Below are 11910 nucleotides of genomic sequence, written 5' to 3'. Positions count from 1 at the left end.
TATTCTTCTTATCTTTGCAATGTGAGGACAACAAATGCTTCACAACTGTTGTTGAATTTTTTAAATATTGGGATATGAAGAAGTTAGCATTAACACTTATAACATTGTTCACCATGGCCATCCAAGCATCAGGCATGAGTTACATGGAGGCTAGGGAGCGTGCCTTGTTCCTCACCGACAAGATGGCATACGAACTCAATCTGACCGACGACCAATATGAGGCTGCATACGAGATCAACCTCGACTATCTGATGAGTATCGATGACTATGACAACCTTTATGGTATCTATTGGACACAGAGAAATCTCGACCTGAGCTACATCCTGCTCGACTGGCAGTATCGCACGTATGTCAATGCCGCATATTTCTATCGTCCACTTTATTGGAGGGCTGGAAATTGGCACTTCGGCATCTATGCCCGATACCCGCGCCGCGACTATTTCTATTTTGGCCGTCCACACTTCTACGTCAGCTACCGTGGCGGTCACAGCTGGAGAATGAACTCCGGACGCAGTTGGTACAGCGGGCGCAGCTACGGGGCACCCCGTGGGCGCGGAGGAAGGCACGTGGGAATGCGCGACGGATTCGACCGCGGTGATTTCGGACGGGGCACACGTTTTAGCTCTACTGACTCCAGGAGCCGAAGCTTCGGCAATGGCACACGATTCAATTCCCCACAAAACAACGGAACGAGGTCTTTTGGAAATGGCACGCGCACCAACACATGGCAAAACAATGGGACACGTAGGTTCGGGAATAATTCACGCACCAACACACGGCAAAATAATGGTACACGATCCTTCGGAAATCAAGCACCACAGAACCGTACACGCTCTTTCGGTTCGGAAAACCCGGGGAACGGAACACGGTCTTTCGGCAACAGACAGAGTAGCACACGCTCTACTGTAACCCGTCCTGCCACACAGCGCTCGTTCGGCAACCAGCCAACAAGAACAACGACTCCACGCAACACATTCACCCCGAATAGCAGTAGAGGGCGAAGTTTCGGAAACTCCTCTCCGAGTCGTTCATACAGCGCCCCTGCCCCATCGTCCAGAAGCTTTGGTGGTTCGCGCAGTTCAGCTCCCTCACGCAGTTTTGGCAATGGAGGTAACCGTTCAGGCGGAGCATCCACGGGTGGACATTTCGGCCGAGGCAGATGATGACGACATATTATAGGCCATACAAACAAACAACCGACAACAACCGTAAAGACAATTCAATGGTAATTGCCATAAGGTAAGAAGATTTTCAGGACAACAAATTAGAGAGTTATGATGAAAGCCGCGTGGAATTTGTTTCCATGCGGTCTTTTTTTTGCTCCGTCTGCTTTATGGATAGCCATTATGCATAAAGTAACCGTTTTACATAAATACAGTATCACCTCCCCTCTGCTCTCTTCAATAATTTGTATCAGAAATTTCAAATTAAATTTAGGTTACACCTTGCTTTTTCCAAAAACTTCACCTAACTTTGCAAAACAAGAAAGAATCTGTCCAATTAAACAAATTTACAATGAAAATATTGCAAAGCAGCATCTTCCGTGCTATCTGCGCCATTGTCGTAGGTGCACTTCTTATTAAATATCGCGAAGAAACCGTAACTTGGCTCACCATTGCCATTGGCGTACTCTTCTTTCTGTCAGGGCTTATCAGTTGCATCGCCTATTTATCTGCCAAAAAGAAGAGCGACGGCGTGGAGGTATACGATGCCCAAGGCAATCCCATCACCCCGTCTACCCCTGCTTTCCCCATCGTTGGAATCGGAAGCATGGTGTTGGGAGGAATACTCGCCCTGGCTCCCAATCTTTTTATTCACGGACTCATGTATGTCTTGGCAGCTGTTCTTATCCTTGGCGCGTTGAATCAGTTTTTCAATCTCGCCTCGGCCAAGAAATATGCTCATATCGGATTGGCATGGTGGCTTTTCCCAACGATTATTTTTCTTGTGGGTCTGTTGGCCATCATCAAACCTGACCTCATTGCCACCGCCCCGCTATTTGTAATCGGTTGGTGCATGATGATCTATGGTGTGATCGATATGGTCAATGCCATCAAGGTTCATCAGTGTCGGAAAGCGTATGAAAAGGCTCATACCCCCATTGAGCAACCCTCTGAAACAACGATCACCATGCCGGCTGAAGGTTTAGAACAGACCGAGGAGCCCGTCTCGTCAGACCTTCCGGAATAATCATTCCGCACATTTCTCTCCCTTTTTACCCTATCCGAGCCAAAATAAAATCTTCTATCAGGTTTGGCGGTATGGGCGGATGCTGTCTCACAGTCCACTATGTTGGCATATTGCGGTCGTAATACGATCGTTTTGCGTCCGTGATACAAGTGCATTTCGTCCGTAATACAAGTGTACCTCGACCGCAATACGCTTGTATCACAGTCGAAGCACATCATTCAACAAAGCCTGAAGGAGAAGGATGTTGTCCTATTGTCCAAAGAACAAACGACAATTCTTCGAGCCAACACTCCATCGGTTATTCTTTGTCCGACACGAGACCCTCTATATACTTACACAGGATGCCGATGCCCTTGAGGTTTTCGCCTCCCTGCGGTATGATGAGATCGGCATAGCGCTTGGTTGGCTCGATAAACTGCTCGTGCATGGGTTTCAGCACCTTGAGGTAACGCTCAACGACCATCGATACCGTCCGTCCTCGATCGATCGTGTCACGCTGGATGTTGCGGATGAGCCGCTCGTCGGAGTCAGTATCCACGAATATCTTGAGGTCCATAATGTCGCGTAGCTTTTTGTCAATGAGCGTCATGATTCCCTCGATGATGATGACTGGTTTTGGCTCTACATGTACCGTTTCCGGCAGTCGGTTGCTGATGAGATAGCTATAGGTGGGTTGTTCCACGGCGCATCCCTTGCGCAACTCATTGATATGCTTATTGAGCAACTTCCAGTCGAAGGCATCAGGATGATCGAAGTTGATGGCCTTACGCTCCTCATCGGTCATGCCCGTTGTGTCGTTATAATACGAATCGAGAGGTACCACCACTACATGATCGGGGGGAAGAGCCTCGACAATCTTGTTGACCACCGTGGTCTTGCCCGATCCTGTTCCTCCGGCAATACCAATAATCGTTATTTTACTGTTTTTTGAGTCCATCGAATGAATATGAGATTAAAATTAGGTATTATGAGTTAACAAGCCAATGTCATGAAACATCTTGGCATAATATGCAGCCTTATGTTCCACCTTCATGGGATAGGCACGCGAGGAACTTGGTTCTCGATAGAGACTGATGGTGCGTCCCTCAAACTGGAATTCGATGTGGTCGCCCATTTTCATCTTTCCTGCCTTGATGCCATAGTGTTCCGTAAAAATAGTTGCTGCCAACTGGCCGGCAGCCACTACTGCTCTGCATTCCGGCAGAGCACGGAGCATGCCATCGAGATCGGCCTTCTCAACAACTTCAAGATCCTTGTCGGAGGCTGTGCCCTTGGTACGCCGTATTCGAAGGCAGGTGTCGAACAGCGCTACGCCTGTACGGGCAAGGAAGTTTTTCAGGGCCTCCAGATGGTAAGTCTTGTTCTCCGAATCGACGAAGTGCATCTTGTCATCAAAAAAACAGATGCCGAAAATACGCCACATGTCGTTGGTGAAGTTGGGATAATACCATGGCATGCACCAACGTTTGGGCGCAGGGGGGAATGTGCCAAGCATGAGAAGTTTGGCATTGGAGGGGAGAAAGGGGGTGAAAGGGTGGGATTCAGCCTCTCCCCCCAGCCCCCTCTCCCGTGGGGGAGGGGGAGTGGTATGACTGTTGGATGGTTTTGAAGATGATGTGGACATTGAGGATGGTGTGAAGGTTTGAGGATGTTGTGGATAATTGAAGAATTTAGTGAGGCTGTGCTTTATGATTCAATAATGATAGCTAGAAATGAGAATGAATGGAATAGACAACTCACCTTATACATATTCAAAGGATATAAGCAGACATATCACTCCCCCTCCCCTACGGGAGAGGGGGCTGGGGGGAGTGGTATGACTGTTGGATGGTTTTGAGGATGATGTGGACATATGAGGATGGTGTGAAGGTTTGAGGATGTTGTGGATAATTGAAGAATTTAGTGAGGCCGGACTTTATGATTCAATAATGATAGTGAAGAGGTGAGAAAAACAGATTAGACAACTCTCCCTACACACATTTAAAGGATATATGCAGACATATCACTCCCCCTCCCCTACGGGAGAGGGGGCTGGGGGGAGAGGCTTTTGCTCCTTCACCAAATACACGCACACCGGCAGGTGATCCGAATAACCATCAAGCCACACGCCACCGGCAGTAGTTCGCTTAGGAGAGCCCTTGTATTTACCCTCGGTTTGGAACAGATAGGGCATGCGTTGAATCTCACACTTCCAATACTTCAGCTCACGGAAATCTCTTGAACCCTTGGGGTTGAGTAGGTTGGGAGACAACAGAATCTGATCGAACAAATTCCATCCGCCCTGGTACATCAGAGTGCCCGTGCCTTGCTTGGTGAGAATGTTGTACCAAGGGTTGTACATGTCACCCTCGCCCACCTTGGCAATGTCCTCCTTGCCTCTGAGAATCTCACACATACTCTTGTTCGTGGGATCATCGTTCATGTCACCCATCACAAACACCTTACAGTTCTTATCATTCTGAAGCAACGAGTCTTTCACCGCTTTTGCTTGTGCAGCACCCACTTCCCGATAGTACGACCCACTGAAACGGCTCGGCAGGTGGCAGACGATCACAGCCACATGCTCTCCCGCGAGTTCGCCACTCACGGTAAGAAAACCGCGCGTCTTGAAATCACTGTTCTGTTTCTCCGTGGGGACATATGGCACTAACTTAACATCCTTCACCCTGAACAAACTCGGATTATAGAGCACAGCACAGTCTATGCCCCGCTTGTCAGGTCCCTCGACGTGGCAAAACTGGTAGTTGCGTGCTTGGAGTTCGGGTTGGTTGCAAAGATCGGTCAGAACCTTGGCATTCTCCACCTCGGACAAGCCAATAATGGCGCAACCCACGCCAGGCAATGTGCCTGTGCCCATATCGCTCAGCGCCCGAGCCATGTTGCGAAGTTTACGAGTATATTTCAAACCATCCCAACGATAAGAGCCCGTGGGCAGAAACTCATGATCGTTCTTACCCTCATCATGACATGTGTCGAAGAGGTTTTCCTGGTTATAGAAGCCTACGGCATAGACTGAAAATTTCTTTTGTGCCGATACTGAAAGCATGGCTGACAGCATCAAGGCAAATAGCATTACTTTTTGTTTCATCACTTAGACTATATGTTTGCTGCAAATTTCGCAATTAATTCGGAGAAAAGCCCTTATTCCACAAAGATTTAATGTAAAATATTTTATGATTTAAAATATATTTTGTTAATTTGCAACTAATAAAATAATTATTAATCATTATATTATGCAGAAACAGTTTATTCTGGCTATGATGGCTCTAAGCTACGCACCGCTGACGTTTGCGCAGACAGACTCGACAAGCGTTGGTGAGGCCGCTTTCACCTTCACTGAAGCCCAACTGGGCGAGGATGACAACATGGAGCAGAATGTATCCATTGTCAATTCCAACTCCAGCGCCTATGCTTCCGGGTTGGGCTATCTGTTCTCGCCCATGAGATTCCGCTACCGGGCTTTGAATCAGAAGTATAACGAAATCTATATCAATGGTGCCCCCGTCAACGACATGGAGTCGGGACAGTTTCGCTACTCGATGGTGGGCGGACTCAATCAGCAGACACGCAGCATGGAGTCGTCGCTGCCGTTCGAGGCCAACAATTTCGCGATTACGGGTATAGGAGGGTCGAACAACTACAACTTCCGCCCGGCGAGCATGCCTGCAGGACATCGCTTCACTCTCTCCGCTACCAACCGGAACTATACGATGCGTGGCATGTACACCTACAACAGTGGATTGAACAGCAAGGGGTGGGCCTTCTCAGCCAACGTGACCTACAGATGGGCCAAGGAGGGTTATGTGCCGGGGACGTTCTATAACTCACTATCCTATTTTTTCGGCATTCAGAAACTTATTGGCGACAACCATTCCATCTCCCTGTCTACCTGGGGAAACCCCACGGAACGCTCCTCGCAGGGTGCATCGACCGATGAGATGTATTGGCTGGCCAACGACTATCAATACAACCCCTACTGGGGCTACCAGAACGGGAAGAAGCGCAACAGCCGCGTGGTGAACGACTACTCGCCTGCAGCCATGCTGACTTGGGACTGGACGCTGGACAACAATAATAAACTGACCACCTCTCTGTTTGGTAAGTACGGGATGTATTCGAGCACAAAACTGAACTACAACAACGCGGAGAACCCGCACCCGGACTATTACAAGCGTTTGCCCTCCAACAATTACAACCCGTGGAGAGACAACAACTCGAACACAAGGGAGGGATATGACCAATTCATTTTCACGCGAGATTACCTCATGGGAAGTGAGCGGGCACGACAAATCAACTTTGACGAACTGATTTTCGCCAACCGCCAAGCTGCCAAGCAAGGTGCCGACGCTATGTATTTCATACAGGCCAAGCACAACGACGTACTGAATCTGACACTGTCGTCCTCTCTGAGTTCCCGGGTAACGGAGAAGAGCGTATGGAACAATGGTTTCATTTTGGCACACAACGATGCCAACCACTACCAAACTATGGAAGACATGCTGGGAGCTGCTTCCTACCACAATATCAACAATTATGCCTTGGGCAGGTATGCGGCTGGGTCGGACAAATTGCAATATGACCTGAACAATCCAAACGCATCGGTCAAGGAAGGCGACCGCTTCGCTTACGATTACCACATCATCACCAACAAGGCGCAGTTGTGGACAAGTTATACCGAAGACTTCGGACTTGTTCACTACAACGTGTCTGCCCGCTTGGGTGGCAAGACGATGCACCGTGATGGTAAGATGCGCAATGGTCTGTTTGCCGAAAACTCATACGGCAAGAGTGGCACCGCCAAGTTTGTCGAAGGAGGCATCAAGGCCAGTGGCGACTTCAACCTTGGGCGTGGCAACACCCTGACATTGGGTCTCGGTTATGACTCGCATGCCCCCGAGGCATACACTGCTTTCAACGCCCCAGAGATGAACAACGACTTTGTGAACAACCTCCACAATGAACGCATCTTTTCAAGTGAGGTTGGTTATCAGCTTCGCACCAGCTGGTTGCATGCCAACATTAGTGGATACTACAACCACATCTCTCACGTCACGGAATGGACTTGCTTCTATTTTGATGATATCAACAGTTTCTCGTACAACTCCTTGTCAGACATCACCAAAGAATATTATGGTGTCGAGGCTGGTTTGAAATTCAAGCTCACCTCTGCTTTCGACCTTAAACTGATTGGAACCATGAGTGACGCCAAGAACGTGAGCAACGCCAACGTACGCTATCTGAACTCGACACAAGGAACCTACAACGACGATATCGCCCTCGTGAAAAATATGCGTGAGAATGGAACGCCGCTCACAGCGACCTCTATAGGACTGAGCTATCACCAAGGTGGTTGGTTTATCGACCTCAATGGCAACTGGTATGACCGCATCTACCTGAGCTACTCGCCCTATTACAGATACAAGAGTCCATTGGAACGCATAGGTAGTGAGGTGTCACCACAAGACAAAGGGCACGGCGGCTGGATGTTCGACGGTTCTATCGGCCGAAGCATTTATCTCAAACGAGGCAGCCTCTCCATCAACCTCATGGTGACCAATATTCTGAACAATCAGAAGATTGTGACCGGAGGATATGAGCAGAGTCGTTCAGACTATAGCGCTTCAGGCAATAATCGCACATATATCTTCTCTAAAAATCCGAAGAAATATTATGCCCTTGGCACCAATGGCATGCTCAACATTGCTTACAAATTCTAAACAACAGACAATGAAGACATTTAAATATATCATAATGTTTGCCTTGGCATGCAGCCTCACAACAAGTTGCATGGACGGCAATTGGGACGAGCCGGACCTCACTCCCGACCAAGCCGGCATCGGCAACAACGCCATTCAGGAAACCCATGTTATCAGCATCGCCGACTTGAAAACGAAATACAAGGACTACATCAACACCGATTATCGCGACGGCAACTCCTTTGCGCAGGTCACAGAAGACTTGCAAATCAAGGCCGTAGTGACAGGAAATGATGTGCAGGGTAATCTTTACAACGAGATTGCCGTGGACGACGGCACCGGCGCCATCATCATTGCTATTGCGCAAGGTGGCATATACGGTCAGCTACCCATAGGCACAGAGATACTCGTAGACCTGAAAAACCTTTATGTTGGCAATTATGGGAAACAGGCAGAGATTGGCACTCCATTCACCAACTCACGCGGACAGACCTATGTGAGTCGCATGAACCGTTTCATGTGGGTTCAGCATTTCAAGGTCACGGGAACAGGCAAGACCATCGAACCCATCGTATTTGACAAGAGCATGACCGTTAATAAGTACGGTAACGTGTACGACGGGAAGCTCGTCACACTGAAAAACGTGAGCTTCAAAAGCGCCGACGGCAAAGCCACCTACGCATACGCAGGTAGTGGCCCGGGCTCGAAGCAGGTTTATTTCAACGAGTTCAACAGCAAATTAGTGATGCTCTATACCAGCAATTTTGCTAAATTCGCTGCCAATCCATTGCCTACCGGCAAGGTGAACGTGACGGGTATCATGAAGCGTTTTAATAACACTTGGGAAATCATCATCCGCACATTGGACGATGTTGAGGAAGTAAAATAATAATAATAAAAATAAGAAATGAAGAAACTTATCTATTCAATGCTCGCGTTAGCCATTGCCACGCTTGCATTTACAAGTTGTGAGGACGTGCCCGCACCGTTCGATACCGACTATCACGAAAATGGTGGGAGCATCTCTACCGACCCAACCGGCGAGGGCACTTTGGCCTCTCCATACAACGTGGCCAAGGTGATTCAGATTATCAAGGCTGGCGAGCAAACCGACAAAGAAGTGTATTTCAAGGGTATCATCACCAATATCAAGGAAATCGATACAGGTCAATTCGGCAACGCAATCTACTCTGTCAGCGACTCAAAAGAAGGCAAAAATCCATTCTTGGTATATCGAGGCAAAGGGTTGAACGGTCAAAAATTTACTACAGGAAACGAAATCAATGTGGGTGATACGGTGGTCGTGCTTGGTCAGTTGACCATCTTTAACGGCACGCTCGAAACCACTCCGGGCAGCAAAATTATCTCCATCAATGGCAAGGGAAGCACTGGCGGAGATGAAACGCCATCCATCGCCCCGGCTGGAGAGGGCACCAAGGAATCACCCTACAATGTAGCCAAGGCACTTGAACTGACCAAAGCACTTCCCAAGGACGGCAAATCAGACAACGTATACGTAGAAGGAACCATTGTCGGAACACCCAACATTGATACTGGCTCTTTCGGCAACGCCACCTACGACATTTCTGATGGTGGATCGTCTACCGTTACGTTTAAGATTTTCCGTGGCTACGCTTTCAATGGTGAGAAGTTTAAAGCTGGTGATAAGCTGAAAGCAGGCGACAAAGTTGTTGTCTATGGCAAGCTACTCAATTACTTTGGCAACACGCCCGAAATGGCACAAGGCAACAAGCTTGTATCTGTTAACGGCAAGACCAAATTTGAAAACACCGGTGGAGAATCCGGTGGGGACGACACCCCCAGTGGAGAAGGTGCTACCGGCAAAGAAATGACCTTCCAATTAATCAAGAGCGGAGCCATTGGCAGCATTACACTCGACACTAACAAATATGGTGATCAAAATGTTTCTAATGAAAGTACGTGGTATACATGGAAGTTTAACAACATCACCTATAAAGGAGCAAGAATCTGTTTAGGCGATGGAACATGGGGTGAAGGCCTGCAAATGCAAGGTAATGCCAGTGATAAGTCTAAGCAAGGCTTCTTCTTTAATGCTGACGCTTTCAGCAAAGACATCAAGAACGTTATGGTAGTGATGAGCGTGAAAAAGACAAGTTCCTATGCTCCAAACTACAGTTTCTATGTTGGAGACAGTGCACATCCCACGACAACCAGCATCAATGCCAAACCCACCGTTAAAGAGGGCGAAGGGGAGTATAAATATTATACATATACCTTCGACCTGAGCAGTGGTAGCTACAAATACTTCACACTTGCCAATGACAAGGTTGGAGCTGCATATCTTATGAAGATTATCGTTACTTTGAAATAAGCAATGAGCAAATAGTCCCTGAAATATTTGGCGACCTGCATTATTCTTCGTAATTTTGCACCGCTAATTATTTAGCGAAGACATTATTCATAAACAATAAATATTAAAATGAAAAAAGGTATTCATCCCGAAAACTATCGCCCCGTCGTATTCAAGGATATGTCCAACGGCGATATGTTCCTCTCAAAGTCTACATGCAAAACCAATGATACCGTAGAATTTGAAGGCGAAACTTACCCAGTGGTTAAGATTGAAATCTCAAGCACCTCACACCCATTCTACACGGGCAAGAAGAAGCTTGTTGACACAGCAGGTCGTGTTGACCGCTTCATGAACCGTTACGGTAAGTTGAAGAAGTAATACTCTACATACATTTCACTGTATAACCGAAATTAGTAAAAGTGCGGTCAGACGTAGTTGCATATACGTTCTGCCGCACTTTTCTTTTGCAATGTCTCAACTCTTGATATCATTGAGATGAAATTTAAACACCTTCTTCCGTTGTGTGTCCTCCCACTTTGCTTTGCCTGTGGTGACAACAACGACATTCTCGAGCCGGAGAAGCCCGACAAACCAGCCATTACTGGCAGTAACATCAATGCCAATCCTATCTACAACGAGGCTTATACCCGACTGGAAATGCCACGCCTTCATCAAGGCAACGACACCATTCTGGTACATCGAACGGCTGGAAACACTGTGAATTATATTATCGAGTGGGATATTGACAAGAAGTCACAGCGCTGGAGCTGCTATGTAATGAACCGGACACTGGCGCAACAAAACACGAAGCGGTATTACAGCGACGACAACCAATACCCAAACAACCCGCTCATCCCCACATCCATGCAATGGAGCCACGACCCTTATTATTACAACGGGCAGAAATTAGACCATGGGCACATCTGTCCCTCAGCCGACCGCCTTTCGTCTTTCGAGATGAACTATCAAACCTTCTTTCTCACCAATATGCAGCCCCAATTCAATGCTTTCAACGCTGGGTTGTGGGCTAAATTAGAGAAAAAAGTGCGCACGATAGCGTCCACCTGTGACACACTCTACGTATGCAAAGGCGGTACCATTGACGAGGGGAAATACAATGGTTACAACAAGGTGTATCGCAAACTGAGCAATGGTCTCATCATGCCCCGTTATTTCTTTATGGCTATGCTTCGCCAGAACAAAGGCCAATACAGTGCTATAGGCATCTGGACTGACCAGATTAACAATGCCAAGGACAGCGGACAAAACCTGCTACAGTACGCCATCAGCATAGACGAACTGGAGCAGAGAACAGGTATCGACTTCTTCTGCAACCTGCCCGATGACATTGAAAACAAAGTAGAGAGGAGCTATGGGGCTTCGCTTTCATGGGGGCTGTAACCTCCCATGGCAGTTCACACACATACCCAGTTACCCCTACACAGCAAATTCCCGCCCCCAAAACCCAAGTTTCAGGAGCGGGAATTTACTTGTTATTTCATCACAAACTTGATCTTCTTCACATTTTCCTTGACTGAGGCTCGCGTTGTCTTATAACGATCGAACCAGAAATCATCCACCTCATGACCGTCTGTGGCCCACAGATAACCAGTAAATGTACGGTTATCCAGGTTTAGGTCGTCATAGTCCACAACCATCACATAGTCCCGCACATTGCCCGCACTGTCC

The 11910-nt window shown here is 47.7% G+C and carries 10 protein-coding genes and 1 pseudogene; 7 read left to right on the top strand and 4 right to left on the bottom strand.

The window, feature by feature from the left end; genetic code table 11:
• The first annotated feature begins 74 nt into the window (after nucleotides 1-74).
• Both HMPREF0645_RS04950 and HMPREF0645_RS04945 read left to right on the top strand, forming a co-directional pair.
• Complete coding sequence (locus tag HMPREF0645_RS04950) at nucleotides 75-1163, top strand: hypothetical protein (RefSeq protein ID WP_044123310.1); 1089 nt, start codon at nucleotides 75-77, stop codon at nucleotides 1161-1163.
• Nucleotides 1164-1515: 352 nt separating this feature from the next.
• Complete coding sequence (locus tag HMPREF0645_RS04945) at nucleotides 1516-2190, top strand: HdeD family acid-resistance protein (RefSeq protein WP_007173798.1); 675 nt, start codon at nucleotides 1516-1518, stop codon at nucleotides 2188-2190.
• Between the two features lie 298 nt (nucleotides 2191-2488).
• Here the strand turns inward: HMPREF0645_RS04945 and udk are convergent, their stop codons facing one another.
• The 3 genes from udk to HMPREF0645_RS04925 form a co-directional block, all read right to left on the bottom strand.
• Nucleotides 2489-3127 carry a uridine kinase gene (udk, locus tag HMPREF0645_RS04940; RefSeq protein WP_007173797.1) on the bottom strand — a complete coding sequence of 213 codons (639 nt, stop codon included), beginning with the start codon at nucleotides 3125-3127 and terminating at the stop codon, nucleotides 2489-2491.
• Between the two features lie 21 nt (nucleotides 3128-3148).
• Nucleotides 3149-3685 (bottom strand): uracil-DNA glycosylase family protein, encoded by a 537-nt coding sequence (locus HMPREF0645_RS04935; protein ID WP_044123309.1) that lies wholly within the window; start codon nucleotides 3683-3685, stop codon nucleotides 3149-3151.
• Between the two features lie 507 nt (nucleotides 3686-4192).
• Nucleotides 4193-5278, bottom strand: a complete 1086-nt coding sequence (locus HMPREF0645_RS04925; protein WP_007173794.1) for an endonuclease/exonuclease/phosphatase family protein — start codon at nucleotides 5276-5278, stop codon at nucleotides 4193-4195.
• A 145-nt stretch (nucleotides 5279-5423) separates the two neighbouring features.
• On the opposite strand from HMPREF0645_RS04925, the gene HMPREF0645_RS04920 reads away from it, so the two are divergent.
• The 5 genes from HMPREF0645_RS04920 to HMPREF0645_RS04900 all read left to right on the top strand — a co-directional run bounded on the left by HMPREF0645_RS04920 (nucleotide 5424) and on the right by HMPREF0645_RS04900 (nucleotide 11622).
• Nucleotides 5424-7907, top strand: coding sequence for a TonB-dependent receptor (locus HMPREF0645_RS04920; protein ID WP_007173793.1), 2484 nt, complete (start codon nucleotides 5424-5426; stop codon nucleotides 7905-7907).
• 10 nt (nucleotides 7908-7917) lie between these two features.
• Complete coding sequence (locus tag HMPREF0645_RS04915; RefSeq protein WP_007173792.1) at nucleotides 7918-8775, top strand: DUF5689 domain-containing protein; 858 nt, start codon at nucleotides 7918-7920, stop codon at nucleotides 8773-8775.
• Between the two features lie 18 nt (nucleotides 8776-8793).
• Nucleotides 8794-10239: an OB-fold nucleic acid binding domain-containing protein gene (locus tag HMPREF0645_RS04910; RefSeq protein ID WP_007173791.1), complete on the top strand. Its 1446-nt coding sequence runs from the start codon at nucleotides 8794-8796 to the stop codon at nucleotides 10237-10239.
• Between the two features lie 108 nt (nucleotides 10240-10347).
• Nucleotides 10348-10599: a type B 50S ribosomal protein L31 gene (locus tag HMPREF0645_RS04905; protein WP_007173790.1), complete on the top strand. Its 252-nt coding sequence runs from the start codon at nucleotides 10348-10350 to the stop codon at nucleotides 10597-10599.
• Nucleotides 10600-10716: 117 nt separating this feature from the next.
• Nucleotides 10717-11622: a DNA/RNA non-specific endonuclease gene (locus tag HMPREF0645_RS04900; RefSeq protein ID WP_044123307.1), complete on the top strand. Its 906-nt coding sequence runs from the start codon at nucleotides 10717-10719 to the stop codon at nucleotides 11620-11622.
• Nucleotides 11623-11714: 92 nt separating this feature from the next.
• Here the strand turns inward: HMPREF0645_RS04900 and HMPREF0645_RS04895 are convergent.
• Nucleotides 11715-11910: pseudogene (locus HMPREF0645_RS04895) on the bottom strand (hypothetical protein); the annotation flags it as partial.

Source organism: Hallella bergensis DSM 17361, from assembly GCF_000160535.1.
GTDB lineage: Bacteria > Bacteroidota > Bacteroidia > Bacteroidales > Bacteroidaceae > Prevotella > Prevotella bergensis.
The sequence above is the reverse complement of the archived record's forward strand: the minus strand, read 5'-3'. Positions and strand labels throughout refer to the sequence as shown.

What these genes read in the sequence shown, in the direction of transcription:
- HMPREF0645_RS04910 (WP_007173791.1), top strand. Translation starts at nt 8,794, where the DNA reads ATGAAGAAACTTATCTATTCAATGCTCGCGTTAGCCATTGCCACGCTT.
- HMPREF0645_RS04935 (WP_044123309.1), bottom strand. Translation starts at nt 3,685, where the DNA reads ATGCTTGGCACATTCCCCCCTGCGCCCAAACGTTGGTGCATGCCATGG.
- HMPREF0645_RS04925 (WP_007173794.1), bottom strand. Translation starts at nt 5,278, where the DNA reads ATGAAACAAAAAGTAATGCTATTTGCCTTGATGCTGTCAGCCATGCTT.
- HMPREF0645_RS04950 (WP_044123310.1), top strand. Translation starts at nt 75, where the DNA reads ATGAAGAAGTTAGCATTAACACTTATAACATTGTTCACCATGGCCATC.
- udk (WP_007173797.1), bottom strand. Translation starts at nt 3,127, where the DNA reads ATGGACTCAAAAAACAGTAAAATAACGATTATTGGTATTGCCGGAGGA.
- HMPREF0645_RS04945 (WP_007173798.1), top strand. Translation starts at nt 1,516, where the DNA reads ATGAAAATATTGCAAAGCAGCATCTTCCGTGCTATCTGCGCCATTGTC.
- HMPREF0645_RS04920 (WP_007173793.1), top strand. Translation starts at nt 5,424, where the DNA reads ATGCAGAAACAGTTTATTCTGGCTATGATGGCTCTAAGCTACGCACCG.
- HMPREF0645_RS04900 (WP_044123307.1), top strand. Translation starts at nt 10,717, where the DNA reads ATGAAATTTAAACACCTTCTTCCGTTGTGTGTCCTCCCACTTTGCTTT.
- HMPREF0645_RS04905 (WP_007173790.1), top strand. Translation starts at nt 10,348, where the DNA reads ATGAAAAAAGGTATTCATCCCGAAAACTATCGCCCCGTCGTATTCAAG.
- HMPREF0645_RS04915 (WP_007173792.1), top strand. Translation starts at nt 7,918, where the DNA reads ATGAAGACATTTAAATATATCATAATGTTTGCCTTGGCATGCAGCCTC.